General features: G+C 60.7%; 23 protein-coding genes and 1 pseudogene. 19 read left to right on the forward strand and 5 right to left on the reverse strand.

Going from position 1 to position 27,000, the window contains the following annotated elements:
• Nucleotides 1–357: 357 nt before the first annotated feature.
• Nucleotides 358–564: a cold shock domain-containing protein CspD gene (gene cspD / locus ABEG21_RS12445; RefSeq protein ID WP_347554893.1), complete on the forward strand. Its 207-nt coding sequence runs from the start codon at nt 358–360 to the stop codon at nt 562–564.
• 161 nt (nt 565–725) lie between these two features.
• Here cspD and icd read toward each other — a convergent pair whose 3' ends face one another.
• Nucleotides 726–1,982, reverse strand: coding sequence for an NADP-dependent isocitrate dehydrogenase (gene icd / locus ABEG21_RS12450; RefSeq protein ID WP_347554894.1), 1,257 nt, complete (start codon nt 1,980–1,982; stop codon nt 726–728).
• Between the two features lie 223 nt (nt 1,983–2,205).
• Between icd and ABEG21_RS12455 the strand changes: the two genes are divergently transcribed.
• The 10 genes from ABEG21_RS12455 (at nt 2,206) to ABEG21_RS12500 (ending at nt 15,388) form a co-directional block, all read left to right on the forward strand.
• Nucleotides 2,206–2,814: a pseudouridine synthase gene (locus ABEG21_RS12455; RefSeq protein ID WP_347554895.1), complete on the forward strand. Its 609-nt coding sequence runs from the start codon at nt 2,206–2,208 to the stop codon at nt 2,812–2,814.
• Nucleotides 2,815–2,920: 106 nt separating this feature from the next.
• Nucleotides 2,921–3,106: a hypothetical protein gene (locus ABEG21_RS12460; protein WP_347554896.1), complete on the forward strand. Its 186-nt coding sequence runs from the start codon at nt 2,921–2,923 to the stop codon at nt 3,104–3,106.
• A 320-nt stretch (nt 3,107–3,426) separates the two neighbouring features.
• On the forward strand, nt 3,427–3,885 hold the full coding sequence (locus ABEG21_RS12465) for a DUF192 domain-containing protein (RefSeq protein WP_347556765.1): 459 nt from the start codon (nt 3,427–3,429) through the stop codon (nt 3,883–3,885).
• A 287-nt stretch (nt 3,886–4,172) separates the two neighbouring features.
• Nucleotides 4,173–6,281 carry an elongation factor G gene (gene fusA / locus ABEG21_RS12470; RefSeq protein ID WP_347554897.1) on the forward strand — a complete coding sequence of 703 codons (2,109 nt, stop codon included), beginning with the start codon at nt 4,173–4,175 and terminating at the stop codon, nt 6,279–6,281.
• A 421-nt stretch (nt 6,282–6,702) separates the two neighbouring features.
• Nucleotides 6,703–6,963 carry a hypothetical protein gene (locus ABEG21_RS12475; protein WP_347554898.1) on the forward strand — a complete coding sequence of 87 codons (261 nt, stop codon included), beginning with the start codon at nt 6,703–6,705 and terminating at the stop codon, nt 6,961–6,963.
• 367 nt (nt 6,964–7,330) lie between these two features.
• Complete coding sequence (locus ABEG21_RS12480; RefSeq protein ID WP_347554899.1) at nt 7,331–8,494, forward strand: porin; 1,164 nt, start codon at nt 7,331–7,333, stop codon at nt 8,492–8,494.
• A 271-nt stretch (nt 8,495–8,765) separates the two neighbouring features.
• On the forward strand, nt 8,766–9,956 hold the full coding sequence (locus ABEG21_RS12485; protein WP_347554900.1) for a porin: 1,191 nt from the start codon (nt 8,766–8,768) through the stop codon (nt 9,954–9,956).
• 435 nt (nt 9,957–10,391) lie between these two features.
• Nucleotides 10,392–12,314: a PrkA family serine protein kinase gene (locus tag ABEG21_RS12490; RefSeq protein ID WP_347554901.1), complete on the forward strand. Its 1,923-nt coding sequence runs from the start codon at nt 10,392–10,394 to the stop codon at nt 12,312–12,314.
• Between the two features lie 127 nt (nt 12,315–12,441).
• Nucleotides 12,442–13,743, forward strand: a complete 1,302-nt coding sequence (locus ABEG21_RS12495; protein ID WP_347556766.1) for a YeaH/YhbH family protein — start codon at nt 12,442–12,444, stop codon at nt 13,741–13,743.
• A 70-nt stretch (nt 13,744–13,813) separates the two neighbouring features.
• A complete protein-coding gene (locus ABEG21_RS12500) occupies nt 13,814–15,388 on the forward strand; it encodes a SpoVR family protein (protein WP_347556767.1) in 1,575 nt (524 codons plus the stop codon).
• Nucleotides 15,389–15,581: 193 nt separating this feature from the next.
• Here the strand turns inward: ABEG21_RS12500 and ABEG21_RS12505 are convergent, their stop codons facing one another.
• Complete coding sequence (locus ABEG21_RS12505; RefSeq protein WP_347554902.1) at nt 15,582–16,160, reverse strand: Fe-Mn family superoxide dismutase; 579 nt, start codon at nt 16,158–16,160, stop codon at nt 15,582–15,584.
• Between the two features lie 834 nt (nt 16,161–16,994).
• Here ABEG21_RS12505 and lpxK point away from each other — a divergent pair.
• From lpxK to adk, 5 genes and pseudogenes are all read left to right on the forward strand, one after another.
• The gene (gene lpxK / locus ABEG21_RS12510) at nt 16,995–18,116 is read left to right on the forward strand and encodes a tetraacyldisaccharide 4'-kinase (protein WP_347554903.1); all 1,122 of its coding nucleotides are present in this window, start codon (nt 16,995–16,997) and stop codon (nt 18,114–18,116) included.
• Nucleotides 18,097–18,312 carry a Trm112 family protein gene (locus ABEG21_RS12515; protein WP_347554904.1) on the forward strand — a complete coding sequence of 72 codons (216 nt, stop codon included), beginning with the start codon at nt 18,097–18,099 and terminating at the stop codon, nt 18,310–18,312. Before lpxK ends, ABEG21_RS12515 begins: the two co-directional genes overlap by 20 nt.
• Nucleotides 18,313–18,366: 54 nt before the next feature.
• A pseudogene (kdsB, locus tag ABEG21_RS12520) lies at nt 18,367–18,888 on the forward strand (3-deoxy-manno-octulosonate cytidylyltransferase); the annotation flags it as partial.
• A gap of 21 nt (nt 18,889–18,909) precedes the next feature.
• Nucleotides 18,910–19,326, forward strand: coding sequence for a hypothetical protein (locus tag ABEG21_RS12525; RefSeq protein WP_347556768.1), 417 nt, complete (start codon nt 18,910–18,912; stop codon nt 19,324–19,326).
• A 483-nt stretch (nt 19,327–19,809) separates the two neighbouring features.
• Entirely contained in the window at nt 19,810–20,469 is a 660-nt protein-coding gene (gene adk, locus ABEG21_RS12530; RefSeq protein WP_347554905.1) for an adenylate kinase, read from the forward strand.
• A gap of 106 nt (nt 20,470–20,575) precedes the next feature.
• Here adk and ABEG21_RS12535 read toward each other — a convergent pair whose 3' ends face one another.
• Nucleotides 20,576–21,442, reverse strand: a complete 867-nt coding sequence (locus ABEG21_RS12535) for a SirB1 family protein (RefSeq protein ID WP_347554906.1) — start codon at nt 21,440–21,442, stop codon at nt 20,576–20,578.
• A gap of 1 nt (nt 21,443) precedes the next feature.
• Nucleotides 21,444–22,994, reverse strand: a complete 1,551-nt coding sequence (gene murJ, locus ABEG21_RS12540; protein WP_347554908.1) for a murein biosynthesis integral membrane protein MurJ — start codon at nt 22,992–22,994, stop codon at nt 21,444–21,446.
• Nucleotides 22,995–23,213: 219 nt separating this feature from the next.
• Here murJ and rpsT point away from each other — a divergent pair, with 219 nt between their 5' ends.
• Nucleotides 23,214–23,498: a 30S ribosomal protein S20 gene (gene rpsT / locus ABEG21_RS12545; protein WP_347554909.1), complete on the forward strand. Its 285-nt coding sequence runs from the start codon at nt 23,214–23,216 to the stop codon at nt 23,496–23,498.
• A 308-nt stretch (nt 23,499–23,806) separates the two neighbouring features.
• Here the strand turns inward: rpsT and ABEG21_RS12550 are convergent, their stop codons facing one another.
• On the reverse strand, nt 23,807–24,124 hold the full coding sequence (locus tag ABEG21_RS12550) for a DUF3579 domain-containing protein (RefSeq protein ID WP_347554910.1): 318 nt from the start codon (nt 24,122–24,124) through the stop codon (nt 23,807–23,809).
• A gap of 396 nt (nt 24,125–24,520) precedes the next feature.
• Here ABEG21_RS12550 and argF point away from each other — a divergent pair, with 396 nt between their 5' ends.
• Together argF and ABEG21_RS12560 are read left to right on the forward strand one after the other, a co-directional pair.
• On the forward strand, nt 24,521–25,465 hold the full coding sequence (gene argF / locus ABEG21_RS12555) for an ornithine carbamoyltransferase (RefSeq protein ID WP_347554911.1): 945 nt from the start codon (nt 24,521–24,523) through the stop codon (nt 25,463–25,465).
• 169 nt (nt 25,466–25,634) lie between these two features.
• Nucleotides 25,635–26,861, forward strand: coding sequence for an argininosuccinate synthase (locus ABEG21_RS12560; protein WP_347554912.1), 1,227 nt, complete (start codon nt 25,635–25,637; stop codon nt 26,859–26,861).
• The last annotated feature ends 139 nt before the right edge of the window (nt 26,862–27,000 follow it).

The raw sequence follows: 27,000 nt of genomic DNA on the forward strand, positions 1-27,000 counted from the left end.
AGAACCCGGACACGCTCAGAGAGACGATCTTATTCTTTTCTCCGGCTGCCCCTTGCAAGATTGGCGTGACGCGCAGCGGGAACGCCATCTGATCCTAGGGTCTTCCCCTAGAAAAAACAGGACGCGCGGCGTCATCGCGCGATAGGCGAATGCCATGAAAGCATGTGAGGAAAAAACGCTTGACAGTCGAATAAAGAGCCACAAAAATCAAATCGCATATTCCCTCTACACCGTATTTCCGGGGAATATCGTTTTGGCCTGCCGCCCGGCCGCGACCCTGTTTCACCGGGCCGCGCGCTGTTCCAAGGCGGTGTTCAGTGACAGTTGAGCGACAAAGCGCTTCAGAGGGGATGCAGGATGGCAACAGGGACGGTCAAGTGGTTCAATGACGCGAAGGGGTTCGGCTTCATCACCCCGGACGAAGGCGGCGAAGATTTGTTTGCGCATTTTTCCGCGATTCAGATGAGCGGCTTCAAAACGCTCAAGGAAGGCCAGAAAGTCAGCTTCGACGTCGTGCAAGGTCCGAAGGGGAAGCAGGCCTCCAATATTCAGGAAGCCGCCTGACTCGCCGGACAGCCCCCGGCGATAGCGAACCACGCGCTGCCTGACTGGCGCCTTGTTCGGCAGCCGCAGCGCCAACAGCCCTCGATTCCCGACACAACGCGCTCCAATGGACCGCGCCAAGTGTCAGTGAATCGAGGGCTGTTTGCGTTCAAGCGCGCCGCTTAGAGATTTTCGATCAAGGCGTCGCCGAATCCGGAACAGCTCACTTGTTCGGCACCCGACATGAGCCGCGCGAAATCATAGGTGACGCGTTTCTGCGCGATCGCCCGACGCATCGCTTCCACGATCTTGTCAGCCGCCTCGATCCATCCAATATGCCGCAACATCATCGCTGCCGACAGGATTTCCGAGCCCGGATTCACGTAGTTCATGCCGGCATATTTGGGCGCCGTCCCGTGCGTGGCCTCGAAAATGGCGATATCGTCCGATAGATTCGCACCCGGCGCGATGCCCACGCCGCCCACCTGCGCCGCCAGTACGTCGGACGCATAGTCGCCGTTCAGATTCAGCGTTGCGATCACATCGTACTCGCGCGGCCGCAGCAGCGTGCGTTCGAGAAAGGCATCGGCGATCGCGTCCTTGATCGTAATGTCCTCACCGGTGCGCGGATTGCGTACGCTGACCCAGGGGCCATTGTCGATCAGCTTTCCGTCGAATTCCTCGATGGCGACTTCATAACCCCAGTCCCGAAACGCGCCCTCGGTGAACTTCATGATGTTGCCCTTATGGACCAGGGTCACCGAGCGACGCTCATGGTCGATCGCATATTGGATCGCCTTTCGGACCAGACGCTTCGTGCCTTCGCTCGACACCGGCTTGATCCCGATCGAAGACGTCTCCGGGAATCGGAGTCCGGTAACGCCCATCTCCTCCTGCAAGAAACGGATCAATTTCTTGGCTTCGGGCGAACCGGCCATCCATTCGATGCCGGCATACACGTCTTCCGAGTTCTCACGGAAGACGACCATGTCCGTGTACTGTGGCTCGCGCAATGGCGACGGCACGCCCGCGAAATAGTGGATCGGCCGCAGACAGACGTAGAGATCGAGCTTTTGCCGCAACGCGACGTTCAATGAACGATAGCCTTTGCCGACCGGTGTCGTCAGCGGGCCCTTGATCGCCACTGCATGCTCGCGCAGCGCCTGCAGCGTTTCGTCCGGCAGCCAGACGGTATCGCCGTAGAGTCGATGCGCCTTCTCCCCGGCGTAGATTTCCATCCAGTGAATCTGGCGTCGCCCCGCGTAAGCATCGCGGACGGCAGCGTCGACGACTTTCATCATCACCGGCGTGATATCGGCGCCAACGCCATCGCCTTCGATGAAGGGAATGATCGGATTATCGGGCACCGTCAACGTGTGATCGTCGCGCACGACGATGCGTGCGCCTTGGGCAGGAACCTGAATGTGCTGGTACGGCATGATCGACTCCACTCGACGACGGGCGGGCGTGGGGGCGCCTCGGGACATGGTATTTTACGCTCTCATCGCGCGATTTTCCCGGCGCGGCTTCGGCAGACGCCCAATCGATCCCGCGCGACGCTTCTCGGACGCCCTTCGCGACGCCTTCCAGCACGCGTCGTCCGGTCCGCCGGCGCCCACTTTTCGTCAGCCCGATGCCGCCGGCCCGGTTCTACACCCTTCTATGTCACTGCTCGCCCTCAACAAACCGTTTGGCACGATCTGCCAATTCTCACCGCATCCCACTCGCCCGACCTTGGCGACGCATGTGCCGTTGCCCGACGTCTATCCGGCGGGACGCCTGGATGCCGACAGCGAAGGGCTGTTACTGCTGACCAACGACGGCACGCTGCAGGCCCGCATCGCCGAACCGCGTCAGAAGCTCGTGAAGCGCTACTGGGCGCAGGTCGATGGCGAACCCGACGAGACGGCGCTCGCCCGACTGGCCGAGGGCGTCGATCTGGGCGACTTCGTCACCGCCAAGGCCCGCGTACAAAGGATCGCGGCCCCCGATCATCTTTGGCCGCGCGATCCGCCCGTCCGGTATCGCGCGGCGATTCCGACGACATGGATCGCATTGGAGATCACCGAAGGCAAAAACCGGCAGGTACGTCGGATGACCGCCGCCGTGGGGCATCCGACGCTGCGTCTGGTTCGCGTCGCGGTGGGCGCCGTGAACCTGTTCGATCTGGGCTTGGCCCCCGGCGCCTACACGGCACTTGCCGCGGACGCCCCATGGCACGGTCTGCGCGGCGACACCCCGGCCAGCGGACGGCGCGCAAAAAAAGTTTGAGTTCGATGTCAACCGATGTCGCTGGCGCGCGTTAATCGCTATGACAGGCCGCATAAGACGGCCGGTCTTACCAAAATTCCGTAAATTTCGAGATATCGAGGACGTCATGAAGAAACTGATCGCTGCCGTGATCGTTGGCCTGTTCGCAACCGCCGCTTTCGCACAAACCCCGGCTTCGGACGCTGCTGCACCGGCAGCGGCTTCGACGGCAAAGAAGTCGACGCACAAGAAGCACGCTAAGAAGCACGCCAAGAAGGCAGCTTCGGCTTCGGCAGCTTCGGCAGCTAAGTAAGCATCGTGGCGCTCGCCGGGGCCGGCCTTGTCGGCCTCGCGCAGCGACAAGCGACGCGCGCTGCGCACTGATTTGCGCGCGCATAGCAGGCGGATACTCAATGGGTATCCGCCTGTTTTCAATTGTGCAGTACCATCTTGCACGTCCCCCTAGACGGAGTGATCCTCTTGAATCGCCTGACGAAGCTGCTGTCGTCGCGGTCTGTGCCGCGCCTGTCCCTCGCCCCCCTTCAATCGACGCAAACGACGCCCGGCCGGCCTGACCATGGGCTCGCCACGCCCCGCCGCGCCGCCGCGCCGGCAGCGCTCGGCTTGCTGAGCATGCTCGGCATCGTCATCGGCCTGGCGCTGCCGGTCGCACCCGCGATCGCGCAGCCGCTGGCCGGCGCCACGCCGCCGATCAAGCAACCGGGCGACTTCCCGACCGTCACGTTGACGGCAGGCATCAATGTGATCCACGCGGAGGTGGCGGCAAATGAAGCCGATCGCGAGCAGGGTCTGATGTATCGCAAATCGTTGGCCAACAATGCCGGCATGCTGTTCGTTTTCCCGGATCGCGCCGGCCATTGCTTCTGGATGAAGAACACGCTGATCCCCTTGTCGATCGCCTTCATCGCCGATGACGGCACGATCACCGACATCGACGAGATGCAGGCGGAAACCGAGAACAACCATTGCCCGACCCGCGCGATCCGCTATGCGCTGGAGATGGACAAGGGCTGGTTCACGAGCCATGGCATCAAGCCCGGCTCGCAGATCGGCGGCTTGAGCGGTCAGTAATAGCGCCGCCGGGTAACCGGGACGCCGTCCGGGTTACCCACGCGTCGGCCTGTCGCGGCCCGATACCGCGCATCAAGGCCGAACGAAGGACCTTGTGCGCCAGCAGGACTTACGCACGTATCCCAGGCGCTTGGAGTATGCTGACGCTTGCATATGATCCGCTGCCTGGAGTGGCGACCTGGCCCGACTGGATTCGCATCGACGCGAATCGGCCCGGGTTGGCTTGTTTCATGCTCCCTCTTTTTCTTGGCTTCCGGCAGGCAGCGGCCCCTCTCTGGAGAGACACCGTGCCCCGCAAAACCCCCATCGAGCGCTACCGTAATATCGGTATCAGTGCCCACATCGACGCCGGCAAGACGACGACGACCGAACGGATCCTGTTCTACACCGGCGTGAATCATAAAATCGGTGAAGTGCACGAAGGCGCCGCGACGATGGATTGGATGGAGCAGGAACAGGAACGCGGCATCACGATCACCTCGGCGGCCACGACCACCTTCTGGAAAGGCATGGCCGGGAATTTCCCCGAGCACCGGATCAACATCATCGACACGCCAGGACACGTCGACTTCACCATCGAGGTCGAACGCTCCATGCGCGTGCTCGACGGCGCCTGCATGGTCTATGACTCGGTGGGCGGCGTGCAGCCGCAGTCGGAGACCGTCTGGCGCCAGGCCAATAAATACGGCGTGCCGCGGCTGGCCTTCGTCAACAAGATGGATCGCGTCGGCGCCAACTTCTTCCGCGTGCGCGAACAAATCATCTCCCGGCTGAAAGGCAATCCGGTGCCGATCCAGATCCCGATCGGCGCCGAGGACCATTTCCAAGGCGTCGTCGATCTGGTCAAGATGAAGTCGATCATCTGGGACGACGCATCGCAAGGCGTCAAATTCACCTATGGCGAGATTCCCGAGAACCTCGTCGCGCTCGCGCAAGAATGGCACGACAAGATGGTCGAGGCCGCCGCGGAGTCGAGCGAAGCCTTGCTCGATAAATATCTGGGCGGCGAGAAACTGACCGAGGAAGAAATCAAGGGCGCGCTGCGCGACCGCACCATCAAAGGCGAGATCATGCCGATGCTATGCGGCAGTGCCTTCAAGAACAAGGGCGTGCAGGCGATGCTGGACGCGGTGATCGAATTGCTGCCGTCGCCCATCGACGTGCCCGCGATCAAAGGACATCTCGAAAACGATCAGGAAGCCGAGCGTTTGCCGTCGGATTCTGAAAAATTCTCAGCGCTGGCCTTCAAGATCATGACCGATCCTTTTGTCGGTCAATTGATCTTTTTCCGCGTCTATTCCGGCAGCGTGACATCGGGCGAGACGCTATACAACTCCGTCAAGCAAAAAAAGGAACGTCTCGGGCGCATCTTGTTGATGCACGCGAATCAGCGCGAGGAAATCAAGGAGGTCTTTGCCGGCGACATCGCCGCGGCGGTCGGCCTGAAGGAAGCTACCACCGGCGACACCTTGTGCGATCCCAATGCGGTGATCATCCTCGAACGGATGATTTTCCCGGAGCCGGTGATTTCGCAGGCGGTCGAGCCGAAGACGAAGGCGGACCAGGAAAAAATGGGGATCGCACTGAATCGACTGGCGCAGGAAGACCCGTCGTTCCGCGTGCAGACGGACGAGGAATCCGGTCAGACGATCATCTCCGGGATGGGCGAGCTGCACTTGGAAATTCTCGTCGACCGGATGAAGCGCGAGTTCAATGTGGAAGCGACCGTCGGCAAACCCCAGGTGGCCTACCGAGAAACGGTACGGGGCACCGCAAAGGATGTCGATGGCAAGTTCGTCAAGCAATCCGGCGGACGGGGCCAATACGGTCATGCGGTGATTACGCTCGAACCGAACGAAGCCGGAAAGGGCTATGAGTTCGTCGACGCGATCAAGGGCGGCGTGGTGCCCCGGGAATACATTCCGGCGGTGGACAAGGGCATCCAGGACACGCTGAAGGCCGGCATCCTGGCCGGCTATCCGGTGGTCGACGTGAAGGTGACCTTGACCTTCGGTTCGTATCACGATGTGGACTCGAATGAAAACGCATTCCGCATGGCGGGATCGATGGCGTTCAAGGACGCGATGCGGCGCGCGCAACCCAGTCTGCTCGAACCAATGATGGCGGTGGAAGTGGAAACGCCGGAAGAGTTCATGGGCAATGTGATGGGCGACCTTTCGTCCCGTCGTGGCATCGTTCAAGGGATGGACGATCTGCCGGGCGGCGGCGGCAAGATCGTTCGTGCCGAGGTTCCGCTGTCCGAGATGTTCGGGTATTCCACATCCCTGCGATCCGCCACACAAGGCCGCGCGACGTATACGATGGAGTTCAAGCACTATTCCGACGCGCCGCGGAACGTTGCGGACGCCATCATTAGTGCGAAAGGTGGGAAGTAAGCGTTTCGACTGCCTCTTTCCAAGCAGTTGAAGCGCAACGGCGCGGCAGGATGCCTGTCGCGTCGTTGCCACGCGCAATGTCGCCATCGGCCTATCAGGCCGATTTTTTATAGTTATTCCTGACCTGCGTCATCCGATGAAACACCGCGTCACGGCAGTGTCATGCAACGTTCATTTTTTCGGAGTATCGTGAATTTTCCACTGGCTGCACGTCGCGTGACGTGAGCCGCCGTCCGGTCATCGAGATCCGGTGACCGACGTGGCGGATCCCCGCAGCCGTACTGCGAGGTCCGCCGCGCTTCCCGACGATCAAACGTTCGATCGCGCCCGCCTCCTCGCACAGGATATCCCCTCGGTATCCGCCCTGGTGTTACTTCGCCGACGGTGGCGAACCCGGTGAAAAACGATGGAGGTAGCGGTCATGACGGGTTACGAAATTCCCCGAAGTTATTTCAGTCACGCGTTCAAACGCGCGGCGCTCGAGCGCGTATTGCTCGAAGGCAAGGATGCCGAAGCGGTCGCACGTGAGCTCGCCATGCCATTGCAGGTACTGCAAGGGTGGCTCGATGCGGAAGAAGCGATGCATACCCCCCCGATCGTGCTGCCCCTGCCTGCCGTGGGACGGCGCGCCGGTAATGCATCGCCGATGTCCGGTGCCGCGCTCGGCGGTGCTTTTGAATAAGACTCGCCGTGACGTGCTTGCCGGACGCGGACGTAGGATTTCGGTCCGACGCTCGCGCGTGAACGCATGCATCACGGACGGACGCGGCTGACCGCGTCGATCGCTTCGCACGGCCTCGCGCCACTTCATTTCGCTCCTCCCCCCTTCTTCCGCTCCCGCAACGTGCTATCGCGAAACGACCTGCCTCGCAAGGCGGCAGACGGCGCATTGTTGCATCTGTAGCGTCAACAAAATCTATTAAGCGTTCAGTGTTTCGTTTGACGAAACAATGTTGTTAATTTCCTTTCCAGCTTCTCGCGTATGTCTTGCCGCTCGAACCGATCGGATCGACGCACGGCGTGACGAATAACTGGAATGGAGATTCACAATGAAGAAAACCCTTATCGCCGTCGCCGCGCTGGCATGCGCGGCCGGTGTTCAGGCGCAGAGCAACGTAACGCTGTATGGCGTTCTCGATCACTCGGTCGGCGGTACGTCGAACGTAATTGGCCAGAACGGCAATGCGGGCCGGCAATTCGCACTCTATCCCGCAGGGGGTCTCGAAGGCAGCCGTTGGGGCTTGCGTGGCTCGGAAGATCTGGGCGCGGGCCTCAGCGCATTCTTCAATGTGGAAAGCGGTTTGAATCTTGGTAACGGCCGCTTCACCGAAGACGGCACGCTCTTCAATCGGCGGGCCTTGGTCGGCTTGCGCAGCCAGCAGTTCGGCGCGATCTCCCTTGGACGGCAATCGGACTTCGTCGTTGATTTCGTCGCGCCGTTCAGCCAGGTCGCTCGCTATGCGCGGACGATCGGCGGCGCGCGATTCGATATGAACAACTTCGACTATTCGAGTCAGATGCAGAACTCGATCAAATATGTCAGCCCGTCGTTCTCCGGCTTCCACTTTGGTGCGGCGGTCAGCCTGGCAGGCATTCCGGGACGGAACAGGGACAATATCCTCTGGTCCGCGGGCGCAGGCTATGACAATGGCCCGTTCAAGTTCGGCTTGGCCTACACGGACTCGAAGAATGCGAGCTTTAATCCCTTCCTGACGAATCTCGGCCGGCCGAATAGCGGTGCACCGACACAGTTTCAGCAAATTAGCGGCTTATCCGACGTTCAGACGCGTTATCGCGTAGGGGCCGCCGGCGGCGCTTACGCTTTCGGCCCGGCCACGATCGCGGCAGCCTATAGCTACGTCCGCAACGACGTGAATGCGCCCGGAGCCAGCATCGATCTGAAAGCGCACATCGCGGAAATCAGCGGCACGTACCAACTGACGTCGGCTGTCGGCCTGGGACTCGGATATACCTACACTCGCGGCAATGCAGGCGCTACTACTGCGACGCAAAGCGGACGCGGTAAGTTCCAATTCCACCAGATCACCGCCGGTGCCAATTACGCGCTGTCGCGTCGCACGGAAGTTTATGCCACGATCGCCGCGCAACGCTCGGGTAAGGATAACGTCATCGGCACGGGCATCAATGGTGTCGGGGCTTCCAACAAAGACACGCAGATCACCGGCCGCGTCGGCCTGCGTCACGCGTTCTGATCCACTCTCCAGCGGATTCCTTGTCTGACCCACGGTAGTAGCGATAAGGGCGAGCCTCGCAGGCTCGCCTTTTTTTATTTGGCCTGCCCACCCTTTTCCGTGCTGTCCCTTGGTCTGAAAGCGCACTCGGCCAATAGCGTTTGCACCAGCAACACTTGTAACGTCGCTTCCGCTTCTCGCAAATGGCTTTGCGTCTCAGATGTCATAGGGGCTTGCGCTCAAAAATGGCGTCTGCTGATGCGGCAAAGAAATGGAACCGAACGGAACGCTCATGAAAAAAACGCTCATTGCTCTCGCAGCCCTCTCCTGTGCCTCCAGCGTCATGGCACAAAGCAACGTCACGCTGTATGGCGTCCTCGACCAATCGGTGGGCTTCACCTCGCATGTCCAGAACGGCAATGGCACGGCAGGCAGCCAGTTCGGTCTGTATCCGGCAGGTGGACTCGAAGGCAGCCGCTGGGGCCTGCGCGGCAGCGAAGACCTGGGGAACGGGCTCAGTGCCTTCTTCCAGGTGGAAAGCGGCATGGATCTGGGCACGGGCCGCTTTACCGAAAACAACACCTTGTTCAACCGGAAAGCACTGGTGGGCCTGCGCAGCAGCACCTTCGGTAGCATCGCACTGGGTCGGCAGGCGGATTTCGTCAGCGATTTCGTCGCGCCGCACAGCCAGATTGCTCGCTTCGCGCGATCGGTCGGTGGGGCACCGTTCGACCTGAACAACTTCGATTACACCCATCAGCTGCAGAACGCGATCAAGTACGTCAGTCCGCTGTTCGGTCATTTTTATGTCGGCGGGGCCGTCAGCCTGAGTGGCGTGGCGGGCGCGACGGGCCAGAACCTGGTGTGGTCCCTCGGCGCCGGGTATGACCACGGTCCCTTCAAAGCCGGCCTGGCCTACACCGACTCGAAAAACGCGGCTTTCAATCCGCTGCTGGCCAAACTCGACGCGCCGGGCGTGCGCACGGTCTTATCGACGGCAGCGGTGCCCATCGGCAATGTGCCCGCAACGGGACAATCGGGTTCGCGTTACCGCGTCGGGGCGATCGGTGGTAGCTATGACTTCGGGCAAGCCAGCTTGGCCGCAACGTATAGCCTGGTCCACAGCAGCATCGACGGCCGTGCTGGCGCGCTCGCCGGCACAGCCGGTAACACCACCACGTTCACCGCCCATATCGCGGAACTCAGCGGCACCTTCAAGGTCAATCCTACGGTCAGCCTGGGACTGGGATACAGCTATACCCGGCTGCGTGTGCGGCAAAACGGCGGCTATGCGGCGACGTTACAATTTCATGGCCTCACTGCCGGCGCCGCCTATGCGCTGTCGCGACGCACCGAAATCTACACGACCGCAGGCGTGCAACGTGGGTCGGGCGATACGCCCTTTTCGTTTATCAACGGTGTAGGACCGTCGAATGTCAGAACTCAAGCGCACGTCCGCGTCGGATTGCGACACGCGTTCTGATCGGCAGCGATGTGCGCGCGGCGCATGCATTCCGGTGCGCCGTGTTCCTCAGCGGATACGGTTCCACGCCGTTCTCGATGCCATGTTGCAAAACACCCACCCCCGTTCGGGCCATTATTTTGCAGCCCCGCACATTCGGACATTGGCTTACCATGTGACTCATAAGGTTCTTTCTTCGTCTCTTGCGCTGATTATCACTATCAGTGCGATCGATAGATAGCAAAGTCACCATGCGATGCTCGATGACTCACACAGCGACGGATTTCCGACGTTGTGTGCATCCGCCGAATTACACTTGGCACGAGTTGAGCGCACAATGGTACTAAGCTCGACGAAGGTGGAACGAGATGGAATGCAATTCTTGGCAATAACTGGACAGACCGGCGAAGCATTATGTTTCACCGGGTATTCGTTTCACGTTGGCGAGGGGAAAGCATGGATATCTACAGCAGTTTCGCGACGCGTTTCGATAAGTCCCGCGAGGAGGAATTCTCGCTGGAAGAGTATCTCGAGCTTTGTAAGGCAGATCCGTCGGTATATGCGAGCGCCAGCGAGCGTATGTTGATGGCAATCGGTGAGCCCGAGACGCTCGATACACGCAATGATCCTCGCCTGTCGCGCATTTTCGCGAACAAGGTGATGAAGATCTACCCGGCGTTCCGCGAATTTTACGGTGCCGAGGAAGTCATCGAGCAAGTGGTCTCGTACTTCCGCCACGCGGCGCAAGGCCTCGAGGAAAAGAAACAGATCCTTTATCTGTTGGGTCCGGTGGGCGGCGGTAAGTCGTCGATTGCCGAACGGCTTAAACAGCTAATGGAACGGGTGCCTTTTTATTCGATCAAGGATTCTCCCGTCAACGAGTCGCCGCTGGGCTTGTTCGACTACGAGGAGGACGGCCCGATTCTGGAAGAACAGTTCGGCATTCCGCGCCGCTATCTGAAGAGCATCCTCAGCCCGTGGGCGGTCAAACGTTTGCACGAGTACAACGGCGATATCCGCAAGTTCAAGGTGGTCAAGCGCTACCCGTCCGTGCTGCGCCAGTTGGGCATTGCGAAGACCGAACCGGGCGACGAAAACAATCAGGATATCTCGTCGTTGGTCGGGAAGGTCGACATCCGCAAGCTCGAACAGTTCTCGCAAGACGACGCGGATGCGTATAGCTACTCGGGCGGCCTCTGCTTGGCGAATCAGGGTTTACTCGAATTCGTCGAAATGTTCAAAGCGCCGATCAAGGTGCTGCACCCGTTGTTGACGGCAACCCAGGAAGGCAACTTCAAGGGAACAGAAGGCTTTGGCGCGATTCCGTTCGACGGCATCATTCTCGCGCACTCGAACGAGTCCGAGTGGAAAGTCTTCCGCAACAACAAGAACAACGAGGCAATGCTGGATCGGATCTATATCGTCAAGGTCCCGTATTGCTTGCGCGTGAGCGAGGAAGTGCGCATTTATGAGAAGCTGCTGCGCAATTCGTCTTTGGCGGACGCCATCTGCGCTCCGGGCACCTTGAAGATGATGGCGCAATTCTCGGCCTTGACCCGGCTGCACGAACCGGAAAATTCCAGCATCTATTCCAAGATGCAGGTCTACGACGGCGAGAATCTTAAAGATACCGACCCGAAGGCCAAGTCATACCAGGAGTATCGCGACTTCGCGGGCGTTGACGAGGGCATGAACGGAACCTCTACGCGGTTCGCGTTCAAGATCCTCTCACGCGTCTTCAACTTCGATTCCACTGAAGTGGCCGCCAATCCAGTGCATTTGATGTATGTGCTGGAACAGCAGATCGAGCGCGAGCAATTTCCGGCGGAGCAGGAACAAAAATACCTGTCCTTCGTTAAAGATCAACTGGCTTCACGCTATGTCGAATTCATTGGGAAGGAGATCCAGACCGCCTATCTCGAGTCGTATTCCGAGTATGGTCAAAACATTTTCGACCGCTATGTGACCTATGCGGATTTCTGGATTCAGGATCAGGAGTTCCGCGATCACGACACGGGCGAGAGTTTCGATCGGGCTGCGTTGAATGCCGAACTCGAAAAAATCGAGAAACCGGCTGGTATCAGCAACCCGAAGGATTTCCGCAACGAAATCGTCAATTTCGTGCTTCGCGCGCGGGCCGGCAATGCGGGCAACAATCCGCACTGGACCAGCTATGAAAAGCTGCGTCGGGTGATCGAGAAGAAGATGTTCTCGAACACGGAAGAGTTGCTGCCGGTGGTGTCGTTCAATGCGAAGGGCTCGGCGGAAGAGCAGCGCAAGCACGACGAATTCGTCAACCGGATGGTGGAAAAGGGGTACACGCCAAAGCAGGTCCGCCTGCTGTGCGAATGGTATCTGCGCGTACGCAAAGCGTCTTGATGCCAACGTCGCCGCATGCGATTTATGCATGCGGCGCTCGTACGGCGTGTGGTGCAGTCCAATAGTCCATCCACGCTAGCAGGCGTGAGGTGAGGACTGACCGCGACGACTCATCAGCAGGAGACGCATCTTGCCGCAAATTATCGACCGCAGACTTTCCGGCAAAAACAAAAGCATCGCGAATCGCGAACGCTTTCTGCGGCGCTTTCGCAGTCATATCCGCGGCGCGGTAACCGAAGCGATTCGGGATCGCGGCATCAAGGATATCGAGAAGTCGGAAAAAATAACGATTCCCCGCAAGGACGTGTCGGAACCGGTGTTCGGGCATGGCCCGGGCGGTACCCGCGAAATGGTGCATCCGGGCAATTCCGACTACATGCGCGGTGACCGCATCCAGCGCCCCAGCGGTGGCGGCGGTGGAGGCGGCGGCACCGGCAGCGGTCAGGCCAGCAAGGACGGCGAAGGCGAGGATGAATTTGCTTTCGAATTGAGCCGTGAAGAATTCATGCAGTACTTCTTCGAGGATCTCGAGTTGCCGCGTCTGATCGCGAGCGAATTCCTGACCGTGCCCAATTGGAAAAGTGTTCGTACTGGGTATGCGGCGGAAGGGACGCCGAACAATATCCATATCGTGCGCTCGCTACGCGGTGCACTCGGTCGCCGCATCGCCCTAGGTGGCCCGCTCGCCGCGGAAGTGCGCGAAATGAAGGCGCAGCTTTGGGAACTGGAACGTGCGCCAGACACGGCCGCCGATCCTGCCAAGCTCGACGAAATCCGCAAGCTGAAGGCGGATATCGTCGCGCTGGAAGGTCGGATCACGCGCATTCCTTTTATCGACCCGTTCGACTTGCGCTACGTCAATCGCACGCGGCAAAGCACGCCGTCGAGCCAGGCCGTGATGTTCTGCGTCATGGACGTTTCCGGATCGATGGACGAGCAGCGCAAGGACTTGTCGAAGCGCTTTTTTATCCTGCTTTACCTGTTTCTGACGCGGAATTACGAGCGTATCGAGATGGTCTTCATACGTCACCATACGCGCGCCGATGAAGTGAATGAAGAGACGTTCTTCCATTCGCGGGAAAGCGGCGGCACCGTCGTGTCGAGCGCGCTGGAATTGATGGCGAAGATCATCGAGGAACGATACTCACCAAACGAGTGGAATATCTACGGCGCGCAGGCGTCCGATGGCGATAACTGGAATGACGATTCGCCGAAATGCCGGCAATTGCTGAGCAAGGCGATTCTGCCGGCATGCCGTTACTTCGCCTACATCCAGGTCGCACCGGAAGAGCAGAACCTGTGGCAGGAATATGAACAGATGGCCGTCGATCATCCGCAGTTCGCCATGAAGAAAGTGCAGACGGCGGCGGATATCTATCCGGTGTTCCGCGAGCTTTTCGAAAAACGCGCGAACGCGAAACACGGCTGATCTGGGTAATTGATCCGTTTGGGCGCTCCCATGGCGGGGCGCAAAGGGGAAAGCGATGGGCGAGACGAATATGTGGATCGACCAGGCAAACGAGGAAGCGCAACGAGCATCGAAGACGGCGAGCGGCGTGGCAAGAAAGCGCGACCCCTTGCCGAGTCCATCCGACTGGACGTTCGAGTTGATCGAGGAGTACAACAAACATATTGATGCGGCGGCGAAGTCGTACAAACTCGATACCTATCCGAACCAGCTTGAGATCATCAGCTCCGAGCAGATGATGGACGCCTATGCCTCGATCGGCATGCCGGTGAACTATCGGCATTGGTCGTTCGGCAAGCATTTTCTGTCGACGGAAAAAGGCTATCGTCGCGGGCAGATGGGGCTGGCCTACGAGATCGTGATCAACTCGAATCCCTGTATCTCGTATTTGATGGAGGAGAACACGCTGACGATGCAGGCGCTCGTCATCGCGCATGCGGCATACGGCCATAACTCCTTCTTCAAGGGCAACTATCTGTTCCAGATGTGGACCGATGCCAGTGCGATCATCGACTATCTGGTATACGCAAAGAACTACATCACCGAATGCGAGGAGCGGCACGGACTGGGCCGGGTCGAGGAATTGCTCGATTCCTGCCATGCATTGATGAATTATGGCGTCGACCGCTACAAGCGGCCGCAGAAGCTGTCGCTGGAAAAGGAACGGCTGCGGCAGCGCGAGCGCGAAGCCTATCTGCAGTCGCAGATCAACGAGCTGTGGCGCACGCTGCCGCCGCGGAAGATCGAAACGGTCGATGCGGTGGAAGAGCGGTTCCCCGACGAGCCGCAGGAGAACCTGCTCTACTTTGCCGAAAAGAAAGCGCCGCTGCTGGAGCCATGGGAGCGCGAAGTCATTCGTATCGTGCGAAAGGTCGCGCAATATTTCTATCCGCAACGGCAGACGCAGGTGATGAACGAAGGCTGGGCCACGTTCTGGCACTACACCTTGCTGAACACCTTGTACGACCAAGGGAAACTGTCGGACGGCTTCATGATGGAGTTCCTCCATTCACACAGTAACGTCGTCTTCCAGCCGCCGGTGAGCAAGCCGTACTACACGGGGATCAATCCCTACGCGCTCGGCTTTTCGATGATGACCGATATCCGGCGCATCTGCGAACATCCGACGGAAGAGGATCGTTACTGGTTCCCCGATATGGCCGGCTCGGATTGGCTGGAAACCTTGCACTACGCGATGCGCAACTTCAAGGACGAAAGCTTTATCGCGCAATACCTGTCGCCGAAAGTCATCCGCGATATGCGCTTCTTCTCCGTCCTCGACGACGAGCACGACGATGCGCTCGCCATCTCCGCGATCCACGACGAGAGCGGCTATCGCTATGTCCGGCAGGCGCTTTCCAAACAGTACGACCTGCATCACCGGGAGCCGAATATCCAGGTCTGGTCCGTCGATCGACGCGGCGATCGAAGCCTAACGTTGCGGCACGTACGGGCGGACAATCGACCGCTGGACAGTTCGACCGACGAAGTATTACGGCACATGACCCGGCTGTGGGGCTTCGACGTGAAACTCGAAAGCGTGGATGCCGAAGGGAATGTGGTCGAACGTTATAAGTGCGAAGGCCTTCGCGGCGTGCGGCCCTGATCGGCCTGAACCAGGCGGTGGCGACGACCGACTGAACGACGTGCCCCGCTAGCCGCGCGGCAGGCGCGGCGCCATAAAAAAAGCCCTCACGACGGAGGGCCTTGCGGTGCCATGCGATTCCTGGAAGCCTTTGAACCCGCGGACGACGCGGCGTTCGCCCGCTTCTAGGAATTGCCGAACCTTTTCGATTCGATCAGGCGAAGTTCTTCGCCGCGAATTCCCAGTTCGCGATGTTCCAGAATGCAGCCAGGAAGTTCGGGCGGGAATTACGGTGATCGATGTAGTAAGCGTGTTCCCACACGTCGATCGTCAGCAGTGCCTTGGCATCGGTCGTCAACGGCGTGGCGGCGTTGCTCGTCGAAACGATGTCCACCGAACCGTCGGCCTTCTTCACCAGCCAGGTCCAGCCCGAACCGAAGTTCGCGGCAGCGGCAGCGGCAAACGCTTCCTTGAACTTGTCGAAGCTGCCCCACTTCGCCGTGATCGCATCGGCCAGTGCGCCCGTCGGCGCGCCGCCGCCGTTGGGTGCCAGCGAACTCCAGAAGAACGTGTGGTTCCAAATCTGCGCTGCATTATTGAACACGCCGCCCGACGACTTCTTGATGATTTCTTCCAGCGAGAGGCTTTCGAATTCGGTACCCGGGATCAGCTTGTTCAGGTTCGTCACGTACGTCTGATGATGCTTGCCGTAGTGGTACTCGAGCGTCTCGAGCGACATATGCGGTTGCAGCGCGTCTTTCGCGTAGGGCAGCGGGGGCAGTTCAAATGACATAGCTGTTGGCATCCTTGTCGTTGGTTTGCAGGGTATGTTTAACCTCGCATGCGCCGGGTCGACCACGCCGCTTGGCGCGACGTCGCAGACCGTGGAGCGAACCAGCGGGACGCGCTGTGCTTCCTATTGCGGGAACCCACTTTGTTCGTTCGCCGATCGACGACGCCCAATGGGCGGCACGTCCGACGGCGCAGCGAGGCTTATTTTGACCACTTCGGCGATTGTAGGGCAGTTACCGCCCCCCCGCAAACGACCGATAGGGAATAAGCTGGCCCGAAACGGCGGTCCGGCCGCCCGTCCCCGCCCGATTTTGTCGCATTTGCTCAAAAATGCAGCACGTGTAAAAAAGTCCAATCGAATCAGGGTTTACGTGTCCCTTCCCCAAGTTGTTCACATGAAAGGGGCCGCATACTGGGGATGAAACCGCCATCCCGCGCTCACGAGGCTGTGGACAACCCCGCGTTCACCGGGCCTGCCCGGTGAACGCGGTAGACAGGAATCCGAGCGGAAGACGCTGCCTAAATTTTAGTCATCGGCAATTTTGGTAGGTGGGGCATTGGGTTAGCTTGCCCCTCCCCAAGTTGTCCACATGTAAACCGAGTTTAGGTGGGGATAGGAAAAGGACCGTCGCCGCGCGTCCGCCCCGCAATTGCTCAAAAAATAAGCACACCCTGAAAGACGAGCCATGACAAGGACTTAGGAAGACGTTCCGGCTGTTTCCCACAGGTTTCCGGCGCGCACCTGTGGATGACATTCGCGTGACAGGCCCTACCCCGCTTGCCGCGCTGGGTCGGGCGCGTTACATTGCGCGGTTCGGCAAGCAGGGAGGGCAGCATGACCGTTGGCAAGGGAGAGGCGATCATCACGGCTGCATGGCAGCGCCGCGGACCATTGGCATGGTCGCTCTGGCCGCTCTCGGTCGTGTTCTGCGGTATCGCCGCCGTACGTCGCGCGAGTTTCAAGCGAGGCTGGCGCCAGTCCGTCCGCATGCCGGTGCCGGTGGTCGTCGTCGGTAATGTGACGGTGGGGGGCGCCGGAAAGACGCCGACCGTGATCGCCTTGATCGAGGCCTTGCGTGCGCAAGGCTTCACGCCGGGCGTCGTGTCGCGCGGGTATGGCAGCGCGGCAAGCCGACGCCCGGCGCCGACGGTCGTCGCGGCGGGTTGCGATTCGAACGACACGGTCCCGCCTGGCTTCTCGACGGTCTCGACACGGCAGGCGGACCCCGCCGATATCGGCGATGAGCCCGCCTTGATCGTGCGGCGCACCGGTGCGCCGCTGGCCGTCGGGCGCGATCGCGTCGCCGCGGCGCAGGCGTTGTTGACGCAGACGCCCTCGATTGATGTCATCCTGTGCGACGACGGACTCCAACATTATCGGTTGGCGCGCGATGTCGAAATCGTCGTCTTCGATTCGCGCCTGGGCGGCAACGGTTTTCTGATTCCCGCCGGCCCGTTGCGCGAACCGCTGTCACGCGCGCGCGACGCGACAGTGATCAACAATGCGCCCGTCTCGATCGCGCCGGCCGATTGGCCCCATACCTATGCCATGACGCTGGTGCCGGGCGACGCCTGGCAAGTCTGTCCTCCCGCCGAGAAGGCCGCATCCCGTTCGGCGCCCGCGCCGACCCCGCATCGCCCCCTTGCTTCCTTTGCCGGGCGCGATGCCGCACACACCCTCGCCGCAGCCGGCATCGGTGCGCCGGAGCGCTTCTTCGACATGTTGCGCGGCCTCGGTATCGCAGCGCGCACGCTGCCGCTACCCGATCATCATCGTTTCGATCGGAACCCCTTTGAAGACGACCCTGCCGAGACGATCCTTGTAACCGAGAAGGATGCGGTAAAATGCGGCGATTGGCATGATCCCCGTATCTGGGCCGTCCCGGTGAAGGGCATGCTGGATCCCCGTTTGATAGCGCTTGTCGTGGAGAAGGTCCGTGGACGCTCGTCTGCTTGAAATCCTCGTGTGTCCGTTGTGCAAGGGACCGCTGAAACATGATCGCAATGCGCAGGAATTGATCTGCGCCGTCGATAAACTCGCCTACCCGATTCAGGATGGCATCCCCGTCATGCTGGCCGACGAGGCGCGTACGACGGTCGAAGGGCAACGGGTCAATCCGGCCGGCCCCGATGCGGCTGCCGGCACCGTCTGACCGATCGACCCGACCGTGTCCCTGCCCGCCTCCTCCCCCGCATCGTCCCCGTCCATCGGTGACGATGCGTCGCCGGACTTCGTTGCCGTCGTCCCGGCCCGCCTGGCATCCACCCGCCTGCCGAACAAGCCGCTGGCCGATATCGGCGGCAAGCCGATGGTCGTCCACGTCGCGGAACGCGCGCAGGCGTCCGGTGCCCGCGCCGTGGTCGTGGCGACAGACGCCCAATCGGTCTTCGATGCGGTGACCGCCGCGGGATTCGACGCGATGCTGACGCGCCCCGATCACCCGTCGGGCACCGATCGTCTGGCCGAAGTGGCCACGCGCCTGGGCTGGTCCGACGACACCATCGTCGTCAACGTTCAAGGCGATGAACCGCTGATCGCGCCGGCATTGGTGCGCGGCGTGGCCGCCCATCTGAATGCGCATCCGGAATGCGCGATCGCGACGGCCGCGCATCCGATCCATGGCATTCACGAAATCTTCGATCCGAACGCCGTCAAGGTGGTGCTGGATGCGAAAGGCGTGGCGATGTACTTCTCGCGCGCGCCGATCCCGTGGTTTCGGGAAGGCTATGCACGCCCGATCGCACTGGCTGTGCCCCTTGCTGACGACGCATCCGCGCTGCCCGCTTCGACATCCGGAACGGCTGCGCATGACGCTGCGGCGCCATCTGTCAATACCGCGACGTCCTCTGTTGCGCCGACGCTGGAAAGCGCCCTGGCGGCTTCTCGCGACGCCGCGGCGGATCGCCGCAGCCAATTGGCCGAGGATGCCCCCGCGCCGGTTTATCGCCATGTAGGCATCTACGCGTATCGCGTCGGTTTCCTGCGCCGCTATCCGACGCTATCGCCGGCACCGCTGGAACGCGCCGAATCGCTTGAACAGCTCCGTGCCATGTGGCATGGCGAGCGGATCGCGGTGCTGGTGACGGCCGATGCGCCCCCTCCGGGCGTGGATACACCGGAGGACCTGGCACGGGCTCGGGAAGCGTATGCAAGGCGCGCCAGCTGAACGGCGAGGGCTTTGCATACGCAAGCGCCGATGACAGCATGTCGCATGCCCGCTGATCCGAACCGGTGTGACAGGCCGGTTTCATCGGCAACAACCATGGCATAATCAGCGTTCGCGCTGGTAGAACGCGTCTAATTCGACGCGTCCTCGACCGACGGGACGGGCCTCTCGCATGGCCCTCGTCTGTGACCAAGATAAACGCCCTCGACGACAGCGTGATGACGCCGCCGTTCTAGCGGATGGGCTAAAACGCGGTCGGCGCGCCGGCGTTGATCCACCGTGGATACCTCCACGGGCTGTTGATCATCTTTTTTTCACACCCAATTTCAAGTTGTCGGCAGGCCTGCGGCGTGAATCTCCCGCCGCGGCGCACGCATGTTGCACCCTGCGGCATACGCCGCGAGGAAGCGATACGACCTTCGGGGCGACGCGTCTGGCCCGCCGGCAGCTTGGCACAAGATCCATATAAACGGAGTGATCGTCATGCGTTTGATCCTGTTAGGCGCGCCCGGCGCGGGCAAGGGCACCCAAGCTGCATTCATCAAGGAACATTTCGGTATTCCGCAGATCTCGACGGGCGACATGCTACGCGCCGCGGTCAAGGCGGGTTCGCCGCTGGGACTGGAAGCGAAGCGTTTCATGGACGCCGGCGAACTGGTCACCGATGAGCTGATCATCAATCTGGTGAAGGAACGCCTGCAGCAGCCGGACTGCGAGAACGGCTATCTGTTCGACGGTTTCCCGCGGACGATTCCCCAGGCGGAAGCAATGCGCGAAAGCCATGTCGCGATCGATCACGTGCTCGAAATCGACGTACCGTTCGACGAGATCATCGGCCGTATCAGCGGTCGTCGCGTGCATGCACCGTCGGGCCGCACCTATCACGTGACGTTCAACCCGCCGAAGGAAGAAGGCAAGGACGACGTTACCGGTGAACCGCTGATCCAACGCGACGACGACAAGGAAGACGTCGTCCGCAAGCGCCTGGAAGTCTATAACGCGCAAACGCGCCCCTTGGTCGATTTCTACCAGCAATGGGCCAAGTCGAACGACAGCGAAGGCGCGCCGATCTATCGTCGCATCGCCGGTCTGGGCAAGGTCGATGAGATCCGCGAACGCGCATTGGACGCGTTGAAGGATTGATCGACGGCGGCGTCGGCGGGATCTATCCGGATCACGTCGGCGCCGACGGCAATACCCCGCTGCCGCCAAATACGATGGCCGGCACAGGAAGCGCGCTCTGGTAGGACTACAGGCGCGCTTCGTCGTCTCCGCGCCGTTGACTGGCGCGTTGCCGGAGATCGGTCAGTTGCGTTTCGATGATCGTCGCGTCCTCGGATGCAGGCCGTTCTTCCAGATAGGCCTGCAGATCGGCAATGGCCGGACGATAGGCATCGACACGCGCAAAGGCCAGCCCGCGATCACGACGCTCTTCGATATTCTGCGGCAGCAAAATCGCCAACCGTTGCTGCACCGCAAGCAGTAGCGGCCACTGCTCGGTTTGCAGATAGATCATCTTCAAATTGCGCAGCATGCGCGCGACCACCTCACGCGCCGATGCCGGCTGCAGAATGGCGCGCAAGGCGCTGGCCACCGGCTCGCCCGCGCTGATCATGTACGGCTCGAGCATCTCCATCAGCTGCGATTCGCTCAGCGAGTCGCCGGTGGTAGGATCCATGATGACCTCCCCTGCCGGCAAGGTCGCGCGCAACATGAAATGCCCGGGAAACGAGACGCCGCTGACTTTCAAACCCAGTTGCTGCGCCATTTCGAGATACAGCACCGCGAGCGAGATCGGGATGCCCTGCCGCTTGTGCAGCACCGCGTTCAGATGGCTGTTGTCGGGGTCGTAGTAATCGTTCCGGTTGCCGGCAAAGCCCAGCTCGCGAAAGAAATAGCGGTTCAGCAGATGCAGCTTCTGCGCGGCGCCGGCCTGTTTCGGCAGTCGCTTACGTAATTTGTCGACCAGCGCATCGATATCCGCCAGCGCGGCCTGCACGTCCAGTTGCGGATACGCGTCCTGCGCGAGCGACAGCGCCGCTTCCGTCAGCGGCAAGCTCTCGTCGTCGGCAACCAGCACGCCGAAGTAATCCAATACAACCGTCGACTTCGCCACGTTACACCCTCCGTCGGAAGTAGCTGTATTTGAAACCCATCAGCATCAGTATCGCAAAATATAGCGCGGCGAAGAGGACAAGGCTCGCGCCCAGCAATGCGATGCGCAGCCAGGGCGACTGCCCCAGGCCGACCCAGTCGAACGATTGTGCAAACCACAGCATCACGCCGGCCAGGATCAGGCAGGCGCCCAACATTTGCGCAAAAAAGATCGGCCAGCCGGGTTCAGGACGGTAGATGCCCCGCATCCGCAAAATGACGAACAAGGCCAGCGCATTGGCGGTCGCGCCGACGCCGATCGACAAGGCCAGTCCCGCGTGCGCAAAGACCGGCACGAACAGGTAGTTGCACAGCTGCGTGAAGATCAGCGTGCAGACCGCCACACGGACCGGCGTCTTGATATCTTGCCGCGCGTAGAAAGCCGGCGTCAGGATCTTCAGCAAGGTAAAGCCCAGCAGACCGACGCCGTACAGGCCGAGCGCGCGCGCCACCATCGTCACGTCATGGGCGTCGTTGAGCTTGCCATAGCCGAACAAGGTGGCCGTCAGCGGCTCGGCGAAGACGAACAGCGCCACGGCGGCGGGCGCCGCAAATAGAAAGGTCAGCCGGAGCCCCCAGTCCAGCAGCGACGAATATTCCGCATGCGCTTTGTCCGTGTGTGCCTTCGACAGGCTGGGCAACAGGATGGTCCCCAGTGCCACGCCCAATAACGCGTTCGGAAATTCCATCAAACGGTCGGCGTACGACAGCCAGGACACGCTACCGGCCGGGAGATGCGACGCGATATTGGTGTTGATGATCAGGCTCAACTGCGCGACGGATACGCCAAAGGTCGCCGGCACCATCTTCGCCAACACGCGTTTGACGCCGCGGTGGCCGAGCGCCTTGATCGGATCGAGCATGATGCGTGGCGCCATGTCGATTTTCTTCAGGGCCGGGATCTGCACCAGAAACTGCAACAGTCCGCCGACGATGACGGCAAACGGCAGGGCGTAGATCGGCGTCTTCAGATGCGGCGCGACGACGGTGGCGGCAACAATGAAGCTGACGTTCAGCAACAGCGGCGCGAACGCCGGCATCGAGAAATTCTTATACGTGTTCAGCACGCCGGCCGCGAGCGACGTCAGCGAGATCAGTGCGATGTACGGGAACATGATCCGCGTCATCCAGACCGCCTCGGGGAAGGCCGTCCCCTCGTGCTCCAGGCCGGACGCCACCGCATAGACCACCCAGCTGGCGCCGGCGATGCCGAGCACCGAGAGGATCGCCAGGAACCAGGCGAGCACCGTCGCCATCGCATCGACGAGCGCCTTGGTCTCATCGTGTCCGCGCTGATTCTTAAACTCAGCGAGGATCGGCACGAAGGCTTGGGAAAACGCCCCCTCCGCCGACAGGCGTCTTAGCAAATTGGGGATCCGGAACGCGACGTTGAAGGCGTCGGTGTATATGCTGGCGCCGAATGCGCGGGCTATCAACGTTTCGCGGGCGAGTCCGGTGATCCGGGAAAGCAGCGTGAAGCCGCTGACAGTGACGAGCGCTTTGAGTAGATTCATGTTGCGGCTATTATACGGATCAACGCCGGAATGCATCCGGCCCCACAGATTCTTGCCGCGGTGCTTGCTTCGCCAATCCGAATCGCGCTATACTCGACGGTTCCGAATCATTCCATTTCGCTTCTCCGGTTGTTTTCGGTTGCTCGTCAACCGGTCTGTCTTCAACAACAATCGAAGCACGGTTGAAAAACAGCCGAAGCACAGGACAAGGTAATTTTCATGGCAAATTCCGCCCAAGCTATCAAGCGTGCTCGTCAAAGCAAGCAACGCAACGCCCTGCGCTCGGCGCAACGCGCTCAAGCGCGCACCTCGATCAAGAGCGTCGCGAAAGCACTGACGTCTGGCGATCTGCCGAAGGCGACGGTTGCATTCAAGCTGTCGGCCAAGACGCTGGATATCATGGCTGACAAGCGCGTGATCCACAAGAACAAGGCTGCGCGCCTGAAGAGCCGTCTGGCTGCTCGCCTGAAGAAGGCTGCTCTGGCTCCGCAAGCTGCTGCCTAAATAGGCACACGCCCGCATCGCATGATGCGGACGGCCGGCGACGCGTTTCGATGCGTCCGCCTGTCCCGCGTATCCGCCTCACTGCTGTTCTTGGATAGCATTTTATCGGATACGCCATCAAGCATTGCGTCGGAGAATCGACGTTTTCGCTTACAAAAAAGCCCGCTTGCGGGCTTTTTGTATTGGTCCGACGCGGATCAGGTGAGACGCCGATGAGTGCCAGGGCATTGGGCCGAGCCGGATCGACTGCGGGCTCGGGATAGCAGCGTAAGGGGCCTAAGGGGCGCGGGCGCGGTGCGCGCGGGAAATCAGCGCGGTCGGTCTTCGAAAATGAGACAGCCTTCCGAGACCTGTAGGTCGTTGTCTTTCGCGAAGTTCATCACGAAATCGAAGGCCATCGGTTCCTTCTGGCGCAGCCGTTCATCGACGATCACGCATTTGATCCCCGAAAGAATCACCGGCCGGACGTACAGGGAATACTTCAGACGTGCGTTCGGGCCGCTCGCGCCGGGCCCGAAGGCCGACATCACGCCCGCAAGACGCTCGGACCAGTCACTCGGCCGAAACGTCTTACCGGACGAGGTAATGCCCTGAACGAAATATTCGCGCGGTGGAGTATCGGCCATAGCGTTGCAGTTGAAACGTCGGTCCCAACTCTGACGTGCGCAGCCCGGCAAACAGGAAGCGGGCAAGCTTTCACCTGTCCCCTTCCCGTCGGCTGGTTCCTGCCGCACACGCGATACCGGCAGAGTCAGGACAGAGGGGTTGCCCGAAGGAATGCAAACCGTAGTTCTGTCGAACCAGAGTGCAATTATAGCGTGATCGGCCTGACCCCGCCGCCAGCACGGTCCGCAATACTCGTCAAAACAGGCATAATCCTCTATCCTTTCTGACACGATCCGAAACAATACGGTGGATTGCGTTCGTACGACCCTGCGCACTGTTGCGCGCACCCGGCCGCCAACGCACCTGCGCACGCTTCGCTGCGGCTGACTGAAACGAAACGGGGCCACCGCCTTCTTATGACCAACAAAACGCTCCGCCACTATCTCCGCTTCACGGACCTGACGAACACCGAGTACGACTATCTGCTCGAACGCACCCGGCTGCTGAAGCAGAAGTTCAAGCGATACGAGACCTATCATCCGCTGCACGACCGCACGCTGGCGATGATCTTCGAGAAGAGTTCGACGCGCACCCGGCTGTCCTTCGAAGCCGGCATTCACCAATTGGGCGGTCACGCGGTCTATCTGAATACCCGCGACACGCAATTGGGCCGAGGCGAGCCGATCGAAGATGCCGCGCAGGTCATCTCGCGCATGACGGACATCATCATGATCCGGACCTTCGGTCAGGAAATCCTCGAGCGTTTTGCGGCGCATTCGCGCGTCCCGGTCATCAATGGCCTGACGAACGAATATCACCCGTGCCAGGTGCTGGCGGATATCTTTACCTACCACGAGAAGACCGGCGGCACGATCCGCGGCAAGACCGTCGCGTGGGTGGGTGACGCGAACAATATGGCCTATACGTGGATCGACGCGGCGCGGATCCTCGGTTTCACGCTGCATATCTCGACCCCGCCCGGCTATCGCCTGGATCCGGCACTGGCCGGCGAGCCGGCACCGGACGGCGTGATCGGCGGCTACAAACTGATCGACGATCCGCTGGAAGCGTGCCGCGGCGCGCATCTGGTGACCACCGACGTCTGGACCAGCATGGGTTTCGAGGCGGAGAACGACGCGCGCAAGACGGCGTTCGCCGACTGGTGCGTGGACGAGGAGATGATGGGCGTGGCCGCAGCGGACGCGCTATTCATGCATTGCCTGCCGGCACACCGCGGCGAAGAAGTGACCGCAGCCGTCATCGACGGTCCGCAGAGCGTGGTGTGGGAGGAAGCGGAAAACCGTCTGCACGTGCAAAAAGCGCTGATGGAATTTCTGCTGTTGGGCGAATTGAATCACTAAAAGCCGACACGGGCCGATCCGGCCCGCTGTCGATCACTGCCGCGCCGTTGGGATTTCCGCTGGCATGACTCCGGGTGTGTAACAGGGTCATGTCGCAAAAACCACGGCTAGCGGCCCGGAAAATGGCAGAATACGGGTTTTCCTGTTCCTCGCCAGTCAAGAGTTCACCATGAGCGATATCAAGAAAGTCGTGCTCGCCTATTCGGGCGGCCTCGATACCTCCGTCATTCTGAAGTGGTTGCAAGACAACTACGATGCGGAAGTGGTCACGTTCACCGCCGACATCGGTCAGGGCGAAGAGCTGGAGCCCGCACGCGCGAAGGCCCTGAAGCTGGGCATCAAGCCGGAAAACATCTATATCGACGATCTGCGCGAAGAATTCGTGCGCGACTTCGTGTTCCCGATGTTCCGTGCGAACGCGATCTACGAAGGCGAGTACCTGCTGGGCACGTCGATCGCCCGTCCGCTGATCGCCAAGCGCCAGATCGAAATCGCGCGCGCCACCGGTGCGGAAGCGGTGTCGCACGGCGCCACCGGCAAAGGCAACGACCAAGTTCGCTTCGAGCTCGGCTACTACGGTCTCGAGCCGGGTATCAAGGTCATCGCGCCGTGGCGCGAATGGGATCTGCTCTCGCGTGAAAAGCTGCTCGCCTACGCCGAGAACGCCGGTATCCCGATCGATATGAAGCACAAGCAAGGCGGCGCGCCGTATTCGATGGACGCGAACCTGCTGCACATCTCGTTCGAAGGTCGCCACCTGGAAGATCCGAAAAACGAAGCCGAAGCCGATATGTGGCGCTGGACGGTGTCGCCGGAGCAGGCGCCCGATGCAGCGGAATATCTGGACATCGAGTACGCGAATGGCGATCCGATCGCGATCAACGGCAAGGCGATGTCGCCGGCCGAGATCCTGACGGAGCTGAACAGCCTGGGCGGCAAGCATGGCATCGGTCGTCTGGATCTGGTGGAAAACCGCTACGTCGGCATGAAGTCGCGCGGCTGCTATGAAACGCCGGGCGGGACGATCCTGCTGAAGGCGCACCGTGGCATCGAGTCGATCACGCTTGACCGCGAAGTGGCCCACCTGAAGGACGATCTGCTGGCACGCTATGCGTCGTTGATCTATAACGGCTATTGGTGGAGCCCGGAGCGCGTGGCGCTGCAGGTCTTGATCGACCACACGCAGAAGAACGTCAACGGCTGGGTGCGCCTGAAGCTGTACAAGGGCAGCGTCTCGGTGGTCGCACGCGACTCGAAGGACACGCTGTTCGACAAGACGATCGCGACGTTCGACGACGACGGCGGCGCCTACAACCAGGCGGATGCTGGCGGCTTCATCAAGCTGAACGCGCTGCGTATGCGGATTGCCGAAAACGCACGTCGCCAACGCGGTTGATGCAATCCCGGTGATCGGGGATACGCCCGATCGATAGCCGGATACACAGCGGCCCGCCTGACGGAAACGTCGGCGGGCCGTTGTTTTTTGCATTCGCAGAAAAGACCCCTGACCCGGGGCGCACGCGGCCACGCTGGCC

Source organism: Robbsia sp. KACC 23696 (genome assembly GCF_039852015.1).
Classification (GTDB): Bacteria; Pseudomonadota; Gammaproteobacteria; order Burkholderiales; family Burkholderiaceae; genus Robbsia.